This is a genomic window from Lysobacter ciconiae, assembly GCF_015209725.1.
GTDB classification, from domain to species: Bacteria; Pseudomonadota; Gammaproteobacteria; order Xanthomonadales; family Xanthomonadaceae; genus Novilysobacter; species Novilysobacter ciconiae.
The window spans coordinates 477,819-497,109 of sequence record NZ_CP063656.1; the positions used below are offsets into that span (position 1 = coordinate 477,819).

A 19,291-nucleotide genomic window follows, 5' to 3' on the forward strand; every position below is an offset into this window, starting at 1 on the left:
CCGCCGCGAGCGCCGGCAGCGTCCCCGTTTCCCCGGTTTTCGGTTTTCGCCTTCGCCTTCGCTCGGAGCTCGGAGCTCGGAGCGCGGCTGGCCGTGCAGAAGACGCCGATCAGTCGTCGTTGAACAGTTCCAGTGCCATCACCAGGGCGTCCTCGCGGCCCTTGCGCGCCGGGTAATAGCGCGGCCGGCGGCCGATCTCGTTGAAACCCTCGTCGTGGTACAGCGCAATGGCGTGTGGATTGCTCGGCCGCACCTCCAGGAAGATGCGTTGCACGCGACGCGCACGGGCGATCTGCAGCAGCACGTGCAGCAGCGCGCGGCCGTGGCCTTGTCCCTGCAGTTCGGGAGCGATGCAGATGTTGAGGATGTGCGCCTCGCTGGCGGCGATGCTGAGCAGGAAGTAGCCGACGATGGCGCCATCGCGCTCAACCACCCGGGCCGGGTAGTCCGAGGCCAGGCAGTCACGGAAGATGCCCTGGGTCCACGGAAATTCGTAGGCGCGCACTTCCAACGCGTGCACCGCGGCCAGGTCCTCCGGGCGCATCGGCCGGTGGGGCAGCGGCTGGAAGGACGGTTCAGCGGCCATGGCGCTCACCCGTCCCGGTTTTGGCGCGCCTTGCGCATCTGCTGCCACAGGCTGCGCTTGGCCGCAGGATCGCTGCGCAGGCGGACCAGGTCGATCCGCCAGGCCTGCGCCGCGACCTCGAACACCGGTGCCTCCATCCCGCTGACCCGCAGGATTGCCAGCAGGAGCGGATCCTCGCTGGGCAACAGCGGCCGGCGTATCGCCCGTCGCGCACCGCGTGCCGCGTCCAGGGCAGCCCTTTTCGCCGCGGCATCGGTGCGCGCCGCTCGAGCCACCGGTTCGCGTGCGGGCGCGTCGGGCGCGCTGGGCGGCACGATCACCGGAGACGGTCGCGCCGCTTGCTGCGGGTGACCCGTGTCGGCGCTCCGGGGTTGTGCAGGGGCGGCCGGCGCCTGCAGGGACGGATCCCCGGCGAGCAACAGGACCGGGTGGCCGAGGGCCTGCAACCACTCGTGTTGCTGGACCGTCCACAGGCTCATGGCGTCGCCGCTTCCACCGGCGTTCGGCGCACGCGCCGGTAGATGGCATGCACGGGACCGGACATCGCGTACAGTGCAATGATGGCGAGCAGCACCCGCGGCGGATCAATGGCGATGGCCGCTACCACCGCGACGACCACCAGCACGGAAAGGAACGGCAGGCGGTCGTGCTTGGGCCCGCCGCCCTTGAAGCTGAAATAGCGGATCGGACTGACCATGAGCAGCGCCGCGACTACGGTGGCGAACACGGCCAGATAGCGCAGTTCGACTCCCGAGTAGCCCATCGCGAAACAGGTCCAGACGAAGCTTGCGAGCAGGCCGGCGGCGGCCGGACTGGCCAGGCCGATGAACCAGCGCTTGTCCACCTGGCCGACCTGCGAGTTGAACCGCGCCAGCCGCAGCGCGGCGCAGGCGGCGTACAGGAACGCCGCCACCCAGCCGATCTTGCGCGCGGTGACGCCGTCCAGCGACATCGAGGCCAGCGACCAGTGGTACATCACCAGCGCCGGCGCCAGGCCGAAGCTGATCAGGTCCGCCAGCGAGTCGTATTGCACCCCGAACTCGCTCTGGGTATTGGTCAGCCGGGCGACCCGGCCGTCCAACCCATCGAGGATGGCGGCAACGAAAATCGCGATGCAGGCATTGTCGAAATGGCCCTGGGTGGCGGAAATGATCGCGTAGAAGCCGGCAAACAGGCCGCCCGTGGTGAACAGGTTGGGCAACAGGTAGATGCCGCGCGGTCGCTGGCGTGCCGGCGGGGTAAGGGGTTGCGTAGGTTCCATTTCAGCAGTCTAGCGCTTGCTTGCGTTGCGGCGGAATGCTGCAATCATGGCGATGTCATCCCCCGACACTGCAATGGAAGCGCTCATGACCGGTCTGCCTGCTCTGCCTGTACGTCGCCTCGCGGCCCGCCTGGCCCTTGCCACCTCGTTGGTGGCCGGCCTGGTGGTGGCCTTGCCGCTCTCGGCCGGTGAGCTGTTCCAGTGGAAGGATGCCAGCGGGGTCACCCATTACTCCGATGCGCCACCGCCCAGCGGCAAATACCAGAACCGTCGCATCACCACCGCGGGCGCCGGCACCGCCAGCGAGACGACCGCGCAGGCGCCGGTCGAGAACAGCCAGTGCACCACCGCGCGTGCCAACCTGGCGCTGCTCGATGGCGAGGGCCCGATCCAGATGCAGGGCAGTGATGGCAATGGCGATGGCACCGCGATGAACGCCGAGCAGCGCGAAGCGCAGAAGCAGCTCGCGCAAGCGGCCATCAACGCCTACTGCAGCGGCGCGGCCAACCAGTAGCGGCCTGCTACGAGCGCCGCGCCGGCACCTCAGGGCCGCGCGCGCCTGCACGGGCTGACTTACAATGGTCGGCCCGTCGACCTGTGGTTTTCCGCACATGATCGTGCTCGAGGGCGCCTCCGCCCTGTCTGCGTTCCGACGCGAACGTCTCCAAGCCCGGCTGCAGAGCCACCACCCCGACGTGCGCCTGCTGGGCGCCTGGCCGGTGTACTGGGTCAAGCCCGACCAGGGCGCACGGGTGGATTGGCCGGTGCTGGGCCGGATCCTGCAGGCCGGGCCGGAGTTTGCATCCCGCCAGGATGGCGCGGTCTCGCGTTTCGTCACGCCGCGCCTGGGCACCCTGTCGCCTTGGGCGAGCAAGGCGACCGAGCTGGTTCGTGATGCCGGGCTGCCGGTGTATCGCGTCGAGCACGGCACCCGCTTCGACCTGGCCGGCTGGCCGGAGGATCCCGCGGTCTGCGAGCGGCTCGCCGCCGAGCTGCACGACCCGATGACCCAGTCGCTGCTGTCCTCGCGTGAGGCGGCGCTGGCGCTGTTCGAGGTTCCGCAGCAGGTCGCGCTGGAACGGATCGAGCTGGATGGGCTGGAGGCGGCCAACAGCCGTCTCGGCCTGGCCCTGGCCGATGACGAGATCGCCTACCTGCGCGAACGCTATGCGGAGTTGGGCCGCGCGCCATCCGACGTCGAGCTGATGATGTTCGCCCAGGCGAACTCGGAGCACTGCAGGCACAAGATCTTCAACGCCAGTTGGACGATCGATGGCATCGACCAGCCGATCTCGCTGTTCGGGATGATCAAGCACACCCACGCGACCACGCCGCAGCACACCCTGTCGGCGTACAGCGACAACGCGGCCGTGGTGGCGGGCTACCCCAGCCATCGCTTCCGGCCCGATCCGATCAGCGCTGCCTATCGCCTCGAGCCGGTGGTGGATTCCGCGTTCTGCATCAAGGTCGAGACCCACAACCACCCCACGGCGATCTCGCCCTTTGCCGGCGCCGCCACCGGGGCAGGCGGCGAGATCCGAGACGAGGGCGCCACCGGCCGTGGCGGCAAGCCCAAGGCCGGCCTGTGCGGCTTCACCGTCTCGCACCTGCGCATCCCGACCCTGCCGCAGCCGTGGGAAGGCGAGCGCGCACTCAACCCGCGCATGGCCAGCGCGCTGGCGATCATGCTCGACGGCCCGCTGGGCGCGGCGGCGTTCAACAACGAATTCGGCCGCGCGAACCTGACCGGCTACTTCCGCAGCTTCGAACTGGCCGATACGGCCAGCGACGCGACGACGCTGACGCGCGCCTACGACAAGCCGATCATGCTCGCCGGCGGACTGGGCGCGATGGACCGCATCCAGGTCGAGAAGCTCGGCCTCAAGCCCGGGCATGCGGTGGTGGTACTGGGCGGTCCGTCGATGCTGATCGGCCTGGGCGGCGGCGCCGCCAGCTCGGTGGCGTCCGGTGACAGCGACGAGGCGGTGGACTTTGCCAGCGTCCAGCGCGACAACCCGGAGATGGAGCGGCGCTGCCAGGAAGTCATCGACAGCTGCGTGGCGCTCGGCGCGGACAACCCGATCGACACGGCACACGATGTCGGCGCAGGTGGCCTGTCCAACGCGATCCCCGAGCTGCTGCACGACTCCCGCCTGGGCGGTGTCATCGACTTGGCCAAGGTGCCCAGCGACGACCCGTCCCTGTCGCCGATGCAGCTGTGGTGCAACGAATCCCAGGAGCGCTACGTGCTCGGCATCGCCGCCGACCGCGTGGCCGAGTTTGCGGCGATCTGCGAGCGCGAGCGCTGCCCGTTCGCCGTGGTCGGCCATGCGACCGCCAACGAGCGGCTGGTGGTGGGCTACGGGGTGACCGTCGACACCATCTACGGCGCGGACGGCGCCACGGCCGCTGCGGATGCCCGGGTTGCGGCGGACGCTGCCGGCCACCCGATCGACCTGCCGATGGACGTGCTGTTCGGCAAGGCGCCCAAGATGCACCGCGACACCCGCCGCCCCGCCGCACCGGCCTGGCCGTCGCTGGCCTGGGACGGCCTTGACCTGCGCGACGCCGCCCTGCGCGTGCTCGCCCACCCGGTGGTGGCGGCCAAGCAGTTCCTGATCACCATCGGCGACCGCAGCGTCGGCGGCCTGACCGCGCGCGACCAGATGGTGGGCCCGTGGCAGGTGCCGGTGGCCGATTGCGCGATCACGTTTGCCGGTTTCAGCGGCTTTGCCGGCGAGGCCATGGCGATCGGTGAGCGCACCCCGCTGGCGCTGCTGGACGCCGCGGCGTCCGCGCGCATGGCCGTTGGCGAGGCGATCACCAACCTGTGCGCGGCGCCGGTGGAATCGCTGGAGCGGATCAAGCTGTCCGCCAACTGGATGGCCGCCGCCGGTCATGACGGCGAAGACGCCCTGCTGTTCGATGCCGTCAAGGCGGTGGGCATGGAGCTGTGCCCGCAGATCGAGTTGAGCATTCCGGTCGGCAAGGACTCGCTGTCGATGCAGGCGCAATGGGACGTGGACGGTACGTCGCACAAGTCCGTATCGCCGGTATCGCTGGTGGTCAGCGCGTTTGCGCCGGTCACCGACGTGCGCCGCCAGCTGACGCCGCTGCTGACCTCCGGCCAGGACTCCGAGCTCTGGCTCATCGGCCTGGGCGCAGGCAAGCAGCGCATGGGCGGCTCGGTGCTGGCGCAGGTCCATCCGCACGCCACGGCCGGCGGCAGCGCGCTGCCGGCGTTTGCCGGGCAGTCGTCCGAGGACGGTCGCCGGACCTCGGGCGTGCCGGACCTGGACGATCCGGAGCGCCTGCGCGCCTTCTTCGAACTGATCCGCGACGCTCGCGCCGCCGGCCTGCTGCAGGCCTATCACGACCGTTCCGACGGCGGCGCATTCGCCACCCTGTGCGAGATGGCGTTCTGCTCGCATACCGGCCTGGACATCAACCTGGACGGCTGGGGCGAGGACGCGTTCCGGACGCTGTTCAACGAAGAACTGGGCGCGGTCGTGCAGGTCAACGCGGACGACCGCGTCGAATTCGCCGACCTGCTGGCCCGTCACGGACTGGTCGATTGCGCGCAGCGCATCGCGCGGCCAAGCACCGCGGCGGGCATCCGCGTGCACGGCGGGGGCGAGCTGCTGGCGCAGTGGGCGTGGGACGAACTGTTCGATGCGTGGTGGTCGACCACCCACGCGATGCAGAAGCTGCGCGACAACCCCGAGTGCGCCGACCAGGAACGCGCGGCCATGCGCGATTTCAACGCGCCCGGCCTGTCACCGAAGCTGTCCTTCGATCCGGCCGAGGATGTGGCCAGCGCCTTCGTGCACGTCCAGCGCAGGCCGCGGGTGGCAATCCTGCGCGAGCAGGGTGTCAACGGCCAGATCGAGATGGCCGCGGCCTTCGACCGCGCCTGTTTCGAGGCCGTCGATGTGCACATGAGCGACCTGATCAGCGGCCGGCTCGCACTGGACGGGTTCAAGGGCCTCGCCGCCGGTGGCGGTTTCAGCTACGGCGACGTGCTCGGCGCGGGCCGCGGATGGGCCACCTCGATCCTGGAGCACCCGGCCTTGCATGACGGTTTTTCCGCGTTCTTCCAGCGCGAGGACACTTTCACCCTGGGAATCTGCAACGGCTGCCAGATGCTGAGCCAACTGGGCTCGATCATCCCGGGAGCGGGCCATTGGCCGCGGTTCCTGCGCAACCGCAGCGAGCAGTTCGAGGCCCGCCTCAGCCTGCTGGAAATCGCCGACTCACCGTCGATCTTCATGGCCGGCATGGCCGGCTCGCGGATTCCGGTGGTGGTCTCGCACGGCGAGGGCCGCGCGGCGTTCGCGAACCCGGCCGACCAGGCGGCGGCACACCCGGTGGCGCGCTATGTCGCCGCGGGTGGACAGCCGGCGGTGGATTATCCGGCCAATCCGAACGGCTCGACCGATGCGATCGCCGCGGTGACCAGTACCGACGGCCGGGCAACGATCCTGATGCCGCATCCCGAGCGCACCCTGCGCACCGCCAACCTGAGTTGGGCCCCGTCGGAGTGGGGCGAGGACTCGCCGTGGCTGCGGATGTTCCGCAACGCGCGCGTGTTCACCGGCTGAGTTCCCGCCACGGGGCGGCGCACACTGCGCGTCGCCCCGCCGACTTGAACGCGTGTCCGGACCGGCTGCGCGGCGACGTACATCCGGACAGGAAGTGACCACTCAAGGGCCGTGGTTGCAGGCATTTCGATGGGGGTCGCGATGCACGGGGTGGACGACAGGCATTGGCGGGTTGACGGTCGGGTCCCATCGGTGTCGCGCGCATTGCGCCTCGTTGGGGCGACGGTTGTGGCGCTCGCACTGCTGGCGGGCTGTACTGCCGGGCCCGCCACTCCGCCGGCGCTGGCCGGACCGCCCGACACCGCTGGCGACCCCCGCAACGCGCCCTGCGCGGTAGTCACCCGCCAGATGGTGGCATCCGCCTTCTCCATCGATGCAGCACTGATCGAGCAATCCTCGATGTCGTCGCTGTGCGCCTACCGCTGGGAGGACGAGCGCGACCTGCTGGAGGTGACCGTGCATGTCCGCGCGGTCGCCGCAAGCCGCGCGCAGGCGCGCGAGCTGTTCCAGGAAGCCACCGCCGGCGAGGCGCCACGGCTTCCGCCGGCGAACCCCTCGGGCCCGTTTGAGGAGGTCGCCGGGATTGGTGCAAAGGCACGGCTTGATACCGGAACCAGTGACCTGCACGTCCTCGGCGACGGTCTCTACTTCACCCTCAACGCGTATTCCGGAGCAGGCGGGCGGACCGCCGCGGACGGCGCGGGGACGGCGGGCGCAGTGGATGCACGCACCCGCTGGTGGCAGCACACGCTGCCGCAGCGGCGCCAGCACACGCAGGCGTTGGGCCGTGTGTGGAGCGGATCGCGCCAAGAACCTTGAGGCCGGCGCGTCCGCGCTGCAGCCCACTCGCCCGCACTCGGCCGCCGGACCTGCGCTGATGGCCATGGCGCCTGCGGTGTATCCTCCCGGCCAAGGGAGGCGACGCCGGCATCGGTCGCGCATCAGGAGAGGGACTCCGCGATGGGGAAGGGATTGAAAGCCGTTCGGGTCGAACCGGACGGGGGTTTGGAGCCGGACATGGCCGGGGCGGGCGCTGCCGATCTGGCACCGCTGCTGTACCCCGACCTGCGGCGCGCCGCGCGGGGCATCCGTGCGCGCTCGTCCGGCAGCGCACTGCAGACGACGGCGCTGATCCACGAGGCCTACATGAAGATGGCCAACGTGGGGCCGTGGAAATCGCATCGGCACTTCCTCGCGTCCGCTGCGGTCGCGATGCGCCACGTGATGGTCGATGAGGCGCGCTCGCGGTTGCGCCTGCGCCGCGGCGAGGGTCGCGTGCCGATCTCGCTGGACGATCCGGACAACCACACCCAGGCCCAGGCGGCGCTGATGGTCACCGAGTGCGAAACCCGTGTGGTGGTGGGCGAGGCGGTCGAGCAGCTGGCCGCCATCGAACCGCGGATGGCGCGGGTGGTGGAGTGCCGGTATTTCGCCGGCTATACGGAAGTGGAAACCGCCGACATCCTCGGCGTGACGGAGCGCACCGTGCGCCGGGACTGGATCAAGGCGCGTGCGTGGCTGCAAAAGGCGCTGGGTGACTACCGCGGACACGCTTCCCTCGACGGGGACGAAGCCGGCGAGGACGGGGAGCGCGACGGCGGCTGAGTTGCCCCGCAACTTGCGCTGGACGATGCGACCGCACGCCCGCGGTTACTCGCGCCATTGCTCCTGCAGGGTCTCAAGCTGCGCCAGATAGGCGGCGCCGGCCGGCCCCATCGCCTGCAGCCGTTGCCTGGCCAGCCCCAGCGCGGCGCTGGCTGCGTCGGTATTGCCTTCAGCCCGCTCCACCCGGGCCCGCGAGATCTCGAGCATGGCCGCGAACGGATGCTCGCTGCCGAAGGTCGCCATGATCGCCGGGGCCAGGCTGTCGAGCTTTTCGCGCGCCGGTGCGATTTCGCCGATCCCGGCCAGCGCGTCCACCAGGCCGAGGCCGGCGGCGAGCGCGATGGTTCCGGTCTCGCCACCGGCGTGCTCGTGCCCCATCGCAATCGCCTCGCGCAGCAACGGGACGGCCTCCTCGTGGCGGTCCAGCTGGCTGAGGGTCTTGCCCAGGTTGTTCATCAGTGCCGCCAGTGCACCGGAGGGGCCGTACAGCTTGCGCCGCAGCTCCAGTGTCCGATAGTAGATTTCCGCCGCCTCTTCGCGTCGGCCGGACTGGACCGCGGCGCTGGCCCAGTTGTTCAGCGTATTGAGCGCATCGGAGCTCTTTTCCTGGCCGAGCGTCTGCCAGATGGCGTGCGCACGCTTCAACTGGACGATCGCGTCGTCCAGCTGGCCGAGCTGGTAGTAGGCCAGGCCGAGGTTGTTGATCAGCACCGCGGTGTCGCGGTGTTGCAGGCCGGACAGTTCGACGCGCTGCGGCAGCGCTTCCTCCAGCGTGCGCAGGGCAAGCCCCGGATCGCCCAGCGCCCGCTGGATCTGAGATTGCAGCAGGCGGCTGTCCAGCAGCTCTGCGCGGTACGTGGCCGGCTCCGCGTTCCAGAACTTCTGCGCCTGGTCGAGCAGGTCGCGCGCCTGGTCGGTCTGGCTCTCGCGGAAGCTGACCTGGGCCAGGTCGTGCATCGCCATTGCGCGGACGTGCTCGGCGACGCCGGCGTCGTCGCGCAGCAGGCGCACCAGCAGGGGCCGTGCGCCGGTGTAGTCGTTGATCTGGAAATACAGCTCGGCCAGCGCCAGGGCCACGTCGGCGTAACTTTCGGGGTCACCAGCGAACTCGTCATGGACCCGCTTGGCGGCGCCGTCCAACACCGATTTGGCGGTGACTTCGTCATGCTCCTGGGTACCGCTGGCGGTGCGGAACATCAGCGTCAGGTACTGGCGGACGGCGTCGTTGCGTACCGCCTGCCGGCGCGCGTGGTCGCGTTCGATGGTGGCCTGCCGGCCCTGCCATGCCACGCCCACCAGGCCCAGCGCGAGGCTGGCAAACACCGCGGCAGCCAGGGCGTAGGCGACGCGGTGGCGGCGGATGCGGCAGCCCAGCCGATAGCCAAGCGTCTGCCTGCGTGCGGCGACCGGATGTCGACCCAGATGCGCGCGCAGATCCGACGCCAGCTCGGCCACCGTGCGATAGCGTTGCGCCGGGTCGGTCTGCAGCGCCTTGAGCACGATGGCGTCCAGGTCGCCGCGCAAGGCCTTGCGAATCCGCCCCTCGACGCGCGTGCTGGGCGGTTGCGGGGCCGGCAGTGACAGACGCTCGAGGGCACGGATCTGGGCCGCGCCGGTCAGCTGCCAGGGCCGGTGCTGCGTCAGCAATTCGTACAGGATCACGCCCAGCGAATAGACGTCGGTCGCGGTGGAGATCGGCGCGCCCGTCAGCTGCTCGGGCGCGCAGTAGTCCGGCGACGCGTGCCCGGTGGCGGCGGGTTCGCTGTCCCGCTCGGCTGCCGGCGCCAGGTGTTTGGCAATGCCGAAATCCAGCAGCTTCAGCCGTCCTTCCGGGGTGACCAGCATGTTGCCCGGCTTCAGGTCCCGGTGGATCACCAGGTGCTGGTGGGCGTGGCTGACCGCGTCGCACGCCTGCAGGACCAGCGCCAGCTTCCGCTCCAGGCCGAGGTCCGGGGCGCGGGTCAACGGCACCCCTTCCACGTATTCCATCACCGCGTACGGAACACCGTTGACCTCGCCGCCGTCCAGCAGGTGCGCAATGCCGGGATGCTCCAGGCGGGCGAGGATCTGCCGCTCGGCGACGAAGCCGGCGCGGTCCTGCGCCGAATCCATCCGCATCAACAACTTGAGCGCGGCGCGCTGTTCGAAATCGCCGCCGAAGCGGTGCGCCATGTAGACCTCGCCCATGCCGCCACGGCCGATCAGGTGCTCGATTTCCCAATGACCGATCCGGGTGCCGGGTGCCAGCAGCGGGGGCGGCGGCTGGCGCAGCGCGTCGGTATGGACAGTGTGGGTGTCGGCGTCGTGGAACAGCGCCTGGACCTCCGCGCGGATCGCCGGGTCGGCCTCCAGCGTCTCCAGCTCGGCGCTCCGCACCTCCGGGGCGCGCTCGGCGAGCAGGTCGAACAGCTCCCACACCCGTTGCAACCGCTTCGCATCCTGCATCGAACCGCTCCCCGTTTCGCTGGTGGGGGCAATGCACGGCCGTGCCGCGTCCTGCGATCCGCGTCCCGCTTCTCCCCCGAGTCTCCGGATGATAGCCAAAGCCGGTGTCGGGCAGCGATCCGCCGCCACGCGCAGCTGATAAAGTCGAGGGTGGCAGGCAAAAGGACGCCACGTGGAAGCTGGAATCATTGCCCGGGTTGACGACACGGACGGCGGGGTCGATGCCTCGCTGGTCGATGCGCTGCGCGCCAAGGGGCGGCTGAAGGACGTCGACCTGGCCCGCGCGCGGCGGCTGCACGAGGAGACCGGCGGCAGCCTGCTGGCGCTGCTGGCCCGACTGGGTCTGGTCTCCGAGCGCGACCACGCCGAGACCGTGGCCGAGGTGCTGCAGTTGCCGCTCGTCAGTGCCAAGGACCTGCCCGAGTTGCCGCCCGAGGGCGTCACGCTCACCACCAAGTTCATGAAGCAGTTCGCGATCTGCCCGGTGGCCGAAAGCGCGGAGGCGGTCGAGGTGCTTGCGGCGGACCCGCAGGATCCCTACACCCTGGACGCGGTGCGCCTGGCGACCGGCCGCGAGGTGCGCGCCAGCGTCGCCCTGCGCTCGGAGATCGATGAGCTGATCGAGCGCTGGCATGGCCAGGGCCGCAGCGCGATGGGCACCATCATCGAGACCGCCGAGGGCGAGAGCGGCGGTGACCTGGACGACGTGGAGCACCTGCGCGATCTCGCCTCCGAGGCGCCGGTGATCCGCCTGGTCAACCTGGTGATCCAGCGCGCGGTCGAGTTGCGGGCCTCCGACATCCACATCGAGCCGTTCGAGAACCGGCTCAAGGTGCGCTACCGCGTCGATGGGGTGTTGATCGATGGCGAGAGCCCGCCGGTCAACCTGACCGCGGCGGTGATCAGCCGGATCAAGATCATGGCCAAGCTCAACATCGCCGAGCGACGGCTGCCGCAGGACGGGCGGATCATGCTGCGGGTGCAGGGTCGCGAACTGGATTTGCGCGTGAGCACGGTGCCGACCGCGCACGGCGAATCGGTGGTGATGCGCCTGCTGGACCGCGAATCGGTGGTGCTGGATTTCCACCGGCTGGGATTCACCGATGAATTCCTGCCGCAGTTCGAACACGTGTTGCAGCAGCCGCACGGGATCCTTCTGGTGACCGGGCCGACCGGCTCGGGCAAGACCACCACGCTGTACACCGCGCTGAGCAAACTCAACACGCCGGGGGTGAAGATCATCACCGTCGAGGACCCGGTCGAGTACCAGATCGAAGGCATCAACCAGATCCAGGCCAAGCCGCAGATCGGCCTGGATTTCTCGCACGCGCTGCGCTCGATCGTGCGCCAGGATCCGGACATCATCATGATCGGCGAGATGCGCGATCTGGAAACCGCGCGCATCGCCATCCAGTCCGCCCTCACCGGACATCTGGTGCTGAGCACGCTGCACACCAACAACGCCGCCGGCGGCATCACCCGCCTGCTGGACATGGGGGTGGAGGACTACCTGCTGACCTCCACCATCAACGGCATCCTCGCCCAGCGGCTGGTGCGGCGGCTGGAGCCGACCCACGCCGAGCGCGTCCCCGCCACGGTCGAGGAGATCGAGCGCTTCGAGCTGCGCCGCTACCAGCCCGAGGGCGAGATCCTGCTGTTCCGCCCCAGGCCGTCCGCACTGGCGCCGACCGGCTACCAGGGACGCACCACGATCATGGAGTTCATGGTCATCAACGACGCCCTGCGCAGCGCCGTGATGCGCCACGCCGGCATGGGCGAGATCGAACGCATCGCCCGCGACGGCGGCATGCGCACGATGTACGAGGACGGCATGCTCAAGGCCTTGGCGGGGCTGACCACGATCGAGGAAGTCCTGCGGGTCACCGAGGACGCCTGAGCCGATGGCCCTCTACACCTACAAGGCGATCAACGCCCGCGGCGAGATGCTCGACGGCCAGATGGAGGCCGCCAGCGATGCGGAGGTCGCCGCGCGCCTGCAGGAGCAGGGCCATCTGCCGGTGGAGGCGCGCTTGGCCAGCGAAGGCAGCGGCCTCCCGGTGTGGCGCGCGCTGTTCAAGCCGCGTCCGTTTGCCGGCGAGCGGCTGGTCCAGTTCACCCAGCAACTGGCGACCCTGCTGGGCGCCGGCCAGCCGCTGGACCGCGCGCTGACGATCTTGCTGGAGCTGCCCGAAGACGAAGCGGCGCGGCGGGTCGTCAGCGACGTGCGCGACGCGGTGCGCGGGGGCGCGTCGCTGTCGAGCGCACTGGAGCGCCAGCACGGCACGTTTTCGCGGCTGTACGTCAACATGGTGCGCGCCGGCGAGGCGGGCGGCAGCATGCACGAGACGCTGTCGCGCCTGGCCGACTACCTGGAGCGCTCGCGGGCGATGCAGTCGCGGGTCATCAACGCGCTGATCTACCCGGCGATCCTGCTGGTAATGGTCGGACTCAGCCTGCTGTTCCTGCTGGGCTATGTCGTGCCCGAGTTCGCCCAGATGTACGAAAGCCTGGACGCGCCGCTGCCGGGGTTCACCAAGATCGTGCTGGGGGTAGGCCTGTTTGTGCGCGACTGGTGGATCATGCTGGTGGTGATTCCGGCAGTGGCGTTGCTGGTGTTTGATCGCAAGCGCCGGGATCCGGCATTCCGCGCGAAGCTGGACGGCTGGCTGCTGCGCCGGCGTTTCTTCGGTGACCTGGTCGCCAAGGTCGAGACCGCGCGCCTGGCCCGCACGCTGGGCACGCTGGTGCGCAACGGCGTGCCCTTGATGGCCGCACTGGGCATCGGCCAGAAGGTGCTGGGCAACCGCGTGTTGGCCGCGGACGTCCTGCTGGCCAGCGACGAGGTCAAGAACGGCGTCGCCCTGTCCACCGCGCTCGCGCGCGGCAAGCGCTTCCCGCGCCTGGCCCTGCAGATGATCCAGGTCGGCGAGGAATCCGGTGCGCTGGATACCATGCTGGTCAAGACCGCCGAGACCTTAGAGCACCAGACCTCGATCGCCCTGGACCGCATGCTCGCGGCGCTGGTGCCGATAGTTACCGTCGTCCTGGCCGGACTGGTCGGCGTGGTGGTGATGGCGGTGCTGACGCCGCTGTACGACCTCACCAGTTCGATCGGATGACCCGCGCGCCTCCGGTGGCCGGCTCACCGGCAAGCACTCTCCCCCTAAAGGACCTTCACCAATGCGCAACAAACGTTCCCTGACCCGTTCCCCCGCCGCGTCGCAGGCCGGCATGAGCCTGATAGAGATCATCATCGTGATCGTGCTGATCGGCGCGGTGCTCACTTTTGTCGGCTCGCGCGTGCTGGGGGGTGCCGACCGCGCCAAGGCGAACCTGGCCAAATCCCAGGTGATGACGCTGGGCCAGAAGGTCGAGGCATTCCAGATGGACACCGGCCGGCTGCCGGCCACGCTGGATGAGCTGGTGACCGCGCCCGGCAACGCCGCCGGCTGGCTGGGACCGTACGCCAAGCCGGCCGAGCTGAACGACCCGTGGGGGCATCCGGTGGAGTACCGCACACCCGGTGAAAGCGGCCCGTTCGATCTGGTCGTGCTGGGCAAGGACGGCAAGGTCGGCGGCACCAGCGTCGACAGCGACATCCACTACGACTGACCTTGCGCGCGCTCCTGCCAGCGGACATGCGCATCGGGGGGAGCGCGGGACCATCGTCGAGCCGTCGCCAGCGGGGCATTTCGCTGCTGGAGATGCTGCTGGTGATCGGCCTGATCGCAGGCGCCAGCCTGCTCGCGGCTGCGGCCTTCAGCGGCGGGATGAAGGGCACCCAGCTGCGCGCGGAGGTGAAGGAGGTCGCCGCGCAGTTGCGCTTCACCCGTACCCACGCGATCGCGACCGGTGAGCCGCAGCGCTTCGTGATCGATCCCGCTGCGCGAACCTGGCAGGCGCCCAAGGGCCGCGCCGGCACCATTCCGGCCGCGATCGATGTGCGTTTCATCGGTGCCCGCCAGATCCAGCCCGCCGAGGGGCAGGGCGCGGTGATGTTTTTCGCCGACGGCGCCGCCACCGGCGGCCGGGTCCAGCTCAGCCGGGACGGCGCGGTGTGGGACATCGACGTGGCCTGGCTGACCGGGCAAGTCAGCGTCAAGCGCGCCGGGAGCGGCAACTGATGCAGAGGCCCACAACCCAGCGCGGATACACCCTGATCGAGGTGATCGTCGCCTTTGCGTTGCTGGCGCTGGGGCTGACCCTGCTCCTGGGGACCTTGTCCGGCGCGACCCGCCAGGTGCGCTGGTCGGCCGACGCGGGACGCGCGGCGCTGCACGCGCGGTCGTTGCTGGACACGGTCGGCATCACCGAGCCGCTGCGGCCGGGGCGCCGCGACGGCGATTTCGAGGACGGGCGCTACCGCTGGACCCTGTCGATCAAGCCGTGGCAGGACCCGGCATTGGCCAACCTGCCGCAGTCTCCGGCAGACCAGCGCTTGCTCGAGCTGGATATGACCGTGCAGTGGCGCGCGGCTGGCCCGGGCGAGCAGTTGCAGGTGCGCAGTTTGCGGCTGGCGCCGCCCGATACCTCTGTGGGCAGTGTCCCGTGAGGTGCTCTGTGGAAACAGGAGGCGGGGTGCGCGGGCGCTTGGCTATCGCAGGCCGTTGCGACGGCATCATTCGCATGGGACCGGACAGGGCGAGAGGGCGCGGCTTCACCCTGGTCGAGGTGATGCTGGCGACGGTGCTGCTCGCCGCCGGGCTGGCGCTGGCGTTTGCGACCTTGACCGCGGCCAGCCAGACCGCGACCCGCGGCGAAGCGCTGGCCGAGCGCAGCGAGCGCATGCGCGCGGTGGAGGGCTTCCTGCGCAGGCGCATCAGCGCGGCGCGGCCGGTGGCCTTCCACACCGGCCAGGCGAATGAGCGTCCGCAACGCTTCCTCGGCGAGCCGGAGCGGATGCGCTTCGTCGCCGATCTGCCCGATTACCTGGGCCGCGGCGGTCCGTATTCGCACGATTTCCAGGTCGAGCGCAGCGAAGGCTTCTATCGGATCGTCCTCGCACTGGACATCGTGTCGGCGGGGGAGACCGTGGAGGACCCTCGCGGCCGCGCCCCTGACATCCTGGTGGACGGGCTGGCCTCGGCGCGCTTCCGCTACCGCGGCATCGACCCGGAAAGCGGTGAGCTGGGCGCGTGGACCGACCGCTGGGCCGCGATCGACCGCTTGCCGGTGCTGGTGGAGGCCAGCCTCACCGATGCCGATGGCGGCAAGTGGCCGACGCTGGTGGTGGCGATTCCGCAGGCCGTGGGCGTCGTCTCCGGCCCTGCAGGCGGCAGCTGGTGAAGCCGGTCCCCCGCCATCCGCACCCATCCTCGCGACCGGGCAGTAGTGGCGCCGCCTTGCTGCTGGTGCTGTGGATGATCGTCCTGCTCACCGCGCTGGTAGGCGCGTTCGCGATGACTGCCCGGGTCGAGCACATGCAAGGCCAGGTCCTGGCCCGAGGCATGAACGCCCAGGCCGCCGCGCGCGCCGGGCTGGAGTACGCGCTGCATCGTCTGGCCCAGTCCGATCCGCGCGTGCAGTGGCAGCCCGACGGGCGTCCCTATGAGTGGGAGTACGCCGGCGCGCAGGTGCAGGTGCGGATCGTGGCCGAAGGTGGCAAGGTCGACCTCAACCACGCCGACGCGACGCTGCTGGCCGGCCTGCTGCGGGTGCTGGGCAGCGATCCGGGCGAGGCCACGCGCCTGGCCGGGGCGATCATCGACTGGCGCGACCCGGATTCGCTGAGCCAGCCCGCGGGCGGCGCCGAGAACGCCGACTACGCGGCGGCCGGGCGCGCCTACGGTGCCAAGGACGCCGAGTTTGAAAGCATCGCCGAACTGGAGCAGGTGTTGGGCTTCACCCCGGAGCTGTATGCGAAGATCGCCCCGCACGTGACGGTCTACAGCCGCTCGCCGCGCCCCGACCCCGCCTTCGCCGCTGCTCCGGTCCTCGACGCCATGGGCATGGACGGCGAGCGGATCGTCGCCGGACGCGGCGTCGTCGATCCCGCCACCGGACTGCCCATGGCCGGGGGCGGCGCGTCGCCCGGTCTGGGCGGCGGTTCGGCAGCGGGCGGAACGTATAGTATCGACAGCCGCGCGCAGTTGGCCGACGGCCGTCGCTCACTGTTGCGCGCCGTCGTGCTGACCAACCCCCCCGTTGGCCCAGGCCCGGCCTACACCACGTTGTACTGGGAAGAGGGAGCTTCGCCACGATGAGCCAGCCAGGTTCCACCATCGGCGTCCGACTGGGGCGCGTGGGCACGCACCTGGTGCCGGGCGTGGGTGGCTACCTGTCGTGGTGGGGCCGCTCGCTGGCGGCTGGGCTGCCGCCGGCGTTGCGCCAGACCCTGGGATTCGGCCGCGGTCGCGTCCTGCTCCAGGTCGACGCGGACGAAATGCAGCTGTGCCGGCAATGCGATGACGCGCTGATCGACATGGCGCGGGTCCCGTTGCCGCCGCTGGTCGCCCGCTCCCATGCCGATGGCGATGCGCTGGGGTCCTTGCTGGGGCCACGCCTGGCCGAGCTGCCGCGCTGGTTGCTGCTGCCCGCGGCCAGCAGCCTGACGCGACGGATCAACCTGCCGGCAAGTGCGCTGGAACGTCTGCGCGACGTGGTCGGTTTCGAGATCGACCGGCAAACCCCGTTCACCGCCGAGGCCGTCGCCTTCGATGCGCGCGTGCTGGGACGCCGCGAAAGCGATGGCCAACTGGACGTGGAACTGGTGGTGGTGCCGCGGCATCTGCTGGATCAGCAGCGCACCGCGATGGGGCCGTTGGCATCGGAACTGGCCGGGGTCGACGTGGCCGGGACGGATGGGGCGCCGTTGGGGGTCAACCTGTTGCCGCCAGAACAGCGCCGGCGCCGGCGCGATCCGGCGGCTGTGTGGAATGCCGTGCTCGCCGGCGTCGCGCTGCTGGCCACGGTCGCCCTGCTGTGGCAGCTGCTCGAGAACCGGCGCAGTGCCGCAGCGGCGCTGGAGCAGGTCATTGCCAGCCAGGCCGACGCCGGCCGTCGGTCGGCCATGCAGCGCCAGCAATTGACGGCGGTGCTGGAAGGACAGGTGTTCCTCGATCGCTTGCGTGCGGAGCGCGCGCCGACGACCGAAATCCTCGATGAACTCACCAGGCGGCTGCCCGATACCACCTACCTGGAAAAACTCTCCATCAACGGCGACCAGCTGATGCTGATCGGTCTGAGCACGAAAGCGGCCGCGCTGATCGGCGAACTGCAGGGGGCCGAGCAGTGGCGGTCGCCCGCGCTCGCCGGCGCGTTGCAGCCTGATCCGCAAAGCGGTCGCGACCGCTTCACGTTGACCGCCAACCTCGCCGCTCCCGCAGCAACACCCGATCCGACAAATCCCGCCCCGCCGAAGACCGCCGATGCGCCTGCACCACGCGACCGCTGAGGTGCCGTCGCGTCGCGACCGCTGGCTTGCTGCCGGTCTGCTGCTGGCCGTGCTGGCGATCGCCTACGGTGTGCTGGTGCATCCGTGGTGGACCGTTCCGATGCGCGAGGCGGACGCACGGATCGAGTCCCTGCAGCAACGCGAGTTGCGCCTGCGGATGCAGCTGCAGCAGGCACCCCAGGTGGCCGCACGCCTGCACCAGGTGAGGGAGCAGTACGCCGACACCCCCGGCTTCCTGCCGGAGGCGAACGCGGAACTGGCCACCGCCAGCCTGATCCAGCGCCTGGAAACGGTGGTGGCGGAGGCCAGCCCCGGCAATCGCAGCTGTGCAATCACCAACCGCTCGCCGCTCGATTCCGACAACCGCCAGTCGTATCGGCGCGTTGTCGCCCAGGTCCGCCTGCGTTGTGGCACGCTCGAGCTGAGCCGGGTGCTGTACCTGCTGGAAAGCGGCAGTCCGCGGCTGTTTGTGGACAACCTGAACATCCTGACGGAAACCCTCTACCTGAGCCGGAACCAGTCGGTGGATATGGGCGGCCTGGATGTGTCCTTTGATCTGGCGGGTTATCTGCTGCCCCTGGATGCGCCGACGACGGCCGGGGTGAGCGATGCGCCTTGATGTCGTGGGGCCGCGCACCTGGTTGCTCGCCGGTGTCGCCGGCTGGGCGCTGCTGGCCTGGGTGCTGGCCGTTGCTGGCATGGGCGGGCGGGTGGCGCTGCTGGCGGACGACCCGACCCTGCTGAACCCGCTGCCGCACATCCTGCCCACGCAGCCGGCGCTTGGCCCGTTCGACCAGTACCAGGGCATTGCCGAGCGTCCGTTGTTTGCCAAGGACCGTCGTCCGCATCCGTTTTTCATGGAAGGCGGCGAGGACGAGCGTCCATCCGGGGAGTTCGACTACGTCCTCACCAGCGTCCTGATTGCGCCGGGCACCACGATGGCCATCGTCCGCAAGCGCGAGAACGGCGAGCCGATCCGGGTGAAGCTGGATGCACCACTGGCGGACTCGGGCTGGCGCCTGGTCGAGGTGAGCCCGCGCGGCGCGGTTTTCGAAGGTCCGCAGGGCCGCCGCAGCCTTGAGCTGGCATTGTTCGACGGCAATGGCCCGGTCGCGACCAGCGCTGCGCTGCCGTCAGGTGGCGCTGCACCGGCGCCGGACAATCGCGCCGGCCGCAGCCCGCAGCCCGCCCGTGCGCCCTCTGCACAATCCGCTTCGCCGCCACCGGCGACGCCGCAACCCGAGGCTGCCTCCCCCAACCGGGAGCCGCAGCCCACGGAACCCGAAGGCGAAGCGGCCGACCCGTCCCAAACAAGCGAGCCGGCGCAGGCGCAGATGGATTCGATCCGGAAACGGATTGAAGCCCGCCGCGCCGCCCTGCGCAAAGACGAAATGTAGCCA

18 protein-coding genes are annotated in these 19,291 nt (G+C 70.0%); 14 read left to right on the forward strand and 4 right to left on the reverse strand.

All coding sequences use genetic code 11. The features are described 5' to 3' along the window. Positions 1-109 precede the first annotated feature (109 nt). Genes rimI through pssA form a run of 3 tightly spaced genes read right to left on the reverse strand, consistent with a single transcriptional unit; the run spans position 110 to position 1,847 of the window. Positions 110-586, reverse strand: a complete 477-nt coding sequence (gene rimI, locus INQ41_RS02135; protein ID WP_193985851.1) for a ribosomal protein S18-alanine N-acetyltransferase — start codon at positions 584-586, stop codon at positions 110-112. A gap of 5 nt (positions 587-591) precedes the next feature. Then, the gene (locus INQ41_RS02140; RefSeq protein WP_193985852.1) at positions 592-1,065 is read right to left on the reverse strand and encodes a hypothetical protein; all 474 of its coding nucleotides are present in this window, start codon (positions 1,063-1,065) and stop codon (positions 592-594) included. After that, positions 1,062-1,847, reverse strand: coding sequence for a CDP-diacylglycerol--serine O-phosphatidyltransferase (pssA, locus tag INQ41_RS02145; RefSeq protein WP_193985853.1), 786 nt, complete (start codon positions 1,845-1,847; stop codon positions 1,062-1,064). The genes INQ41_RS02140 and pssA overlap by 4 nt, the downstream gene beginning before the upstream one ends. Before the next feature lie 85 nt (positions 1,848-1,932). Between pssA and INQ41_RS02150 the strand changes: the two genes are divergently transcribed. The 4 genes from INQ41_RS02150 to INQ41_RS02165 all read left to right on the forward strand — a co-directional run bounded on the left by INQ41_RS02150 (position 1,933) and on the right by INQ41_RS02165 (position 8,053). Next, positions 1,933-2,361 (forward strand): DUF4124 domain-containing protein, encoded by a 429-nt coding sequence (locus INQ41_RS02150; protein ID WP_193987158.1) that lies wholly within the window; start codon positions 1,933-1,935, stop codon positions 2,359-2,361. A gap of 97 nt (positions 2,362-2,458) precedes the next feature. Further along, positions 2,459-6,448: a phosphoribosylformylglycinamidine synthase gene (gene purL / locus INQ41_RS02155; protein WP_193985855.1), complete on the forward strand. Its 3,990-nt coding sequence runs from the start codon at positions 2,459-2,461 to the stop codon at positions 6,446-6,448. 228 nt (positions 6,449-6,676) lie between these two features. Next, positions 6,677-7,267: a hypothetical protein gene (locus INQ41_RS02160; RefSeq protein WP_193985857.1), complete on the forward strand. Its 591-nt coding sequence runs from the start codon at positions 6,677-6,679 to the stop codon at positions 7,265-7,267. A gap of 198 nt (positions 7,268-7,465) precedes the next feature. Beyond that, the gene (locus INQ41_RS02165) at positions 7,466-8,053 is read left to right on the forward strand and encodes an ECF-type sigma factor (protein ID WP_193985859.1); all 588 of its coding nucleotides are present in this window, start codon (positions 7,466-7,468) and stop codon (positions 8,051-8,053) included. Positions 8,054-8,098: 45 nt separating this feature from the next. Here the strand turns inward: INQ41_RS02165 and INQ41_RS02170 are convergent, their stop codons facing one another. Then, positions 8,099-10,498, reverse strand: coding sequence for a protein kinase domain-containing protein (locus INQ41_RS02170; RefSeq protein WP_193985861.1), 2,400 nt, complete (start codon positions 10,496-10,498; stop codon positions 8,099-8,101). Between the two features lie 187 nt (positions 10,499-10,685). On the opposite strand from INQ41_RS02170, the gene gspE reads away from it, so the two are divergent. The 10 genes from gspE (at position 10,686) to INQ41_RS02220 (ending at position 19,288) form a co-directional block, all read left to right on the forward strand. Next, positions 10,686-12,395 carry a type II secretion system ATPase GspE gene (gspE, locus tag INQ41_RS02175; RefSeq protein WP_407074259.1) on the forward strand — a complete coding sequence of 570 codons (1,710 nt, stop codon included), beginning with the start codon at positions 10,686-10,688 and terminating at the stop codon, positions 12,393-12,395. Positions 12,396-12,399: 4 nt separating this feature from the next. Further along, the gene (gene xpsF, locus INQ41_RS02180; protein ID WP_193985863.1) at positions 12,400-13,617 is read left to right on the forward strand and encodes a type II secretion system protein XpsF; all 1,218 of its coding nucleotides are present in this window, start codon (positions 12,400-12,402) and stop codon (positions 13,615-13,617) included. Positions 13,618-13,678: 61 nt separating this feature from the next. Then, entirely contained in the window at positions 13,679-14,110 is a 432-nt protein-coding gene (gspG, locus tag INQ41_RS02185; protein WP_193985864.1) for a type II secretion system major pseudopilin GspG, read from the forward strand. 26 nt (positions 14,111-14,136) lie between these two features. Beyond that, positions 14,137-14,622, forward strand: coding sequence for a type II secretion system protein XpsH (gene xpsH / locus INQ41_RS02190; protein WP_193987160.1), 486 nt, complete (start codon positions 14,137-14,139; stop codon positions 14,620-14,622). Further along, the gene (gene xpsI, locus INQ41_RS02195; RefSeq protein WP_193985866.1) at positions 14,622-15,050 is read left to right on the forward strand and encodes a type II secretion system protein XpsI; all 429 of its coding nucleotides are present in this window, start codon (positions 14,622-14,624) and stop codon (positions 15,048-15,050) included. The genes xpsH and xpsI overlap by 1 nt, the downstream gene beginning before the upstream one ends. Before the next feature lie 74 nt (positions 15,051-15,124). Then, a complete protein-coding gene (locus tag INQ41_RS02200; RefSeq protein WP_193985868.1) occupies positions 15,125-15,784 on the forward strand; it encodes a prepilin-type N-terminal cleavage/methylation domain-containing protein in 660 nt (219 codons plus the stop codon). A gap of 74 nt (positions 15,785-15,858) precedes the next feature. Continuing rightward, a complete protein-coding gene (locus INQ41_RS02205; RefSeq protein ID WP_193987161.1) occupies positions 15,859-16,701 on the forward strand; it encodes a type II secretion system minor pseudopilin in 843 nt (280 codons plus the stop codon). Next, entirely contained in the window at positions 16,698-17,891 is a 1,194-nt protein-coding gene (locus INQ41_RS02210; RefSeq protein WP_193985870.1) for a PilN domain-containing protein, read from the forward strand. Before INQ41_RS02205 ends, INQ41_RS02210 begins: the two co-directional genes overlap by 4 nt. Then, positions 17,866-18,510, forward strand: coding sequence for a type II secretion system protein GspM (gene gspM / locus INQ41_RS02215; protein ID WP_193985872.1), 645 nt, complete (start codon positions 17,866-17,868; stop codon positions 18,508-18,510). The genes INQ41_RS02210 and gspM overlap by 26 nt, the downstream gene beginning before the upstream one ends. After that, entirely contained in the window at positions 18,500-19,288 is a 789-nt protein-coding gene (locus tag INQ41_RS02220; protein WP_193985873.1) for a dihydrolipoyllysine-residue succinyltransferase component of 2-oxoglutarate dehydrogenase complex, read from the forward strand. Before gspM ends, INQ41_RS02220 begins: the two co-directional genes overlap by 11 nt. The last annotated feature ends 3 nt before the right edge of the window (positions 19,289-19,291 follow it).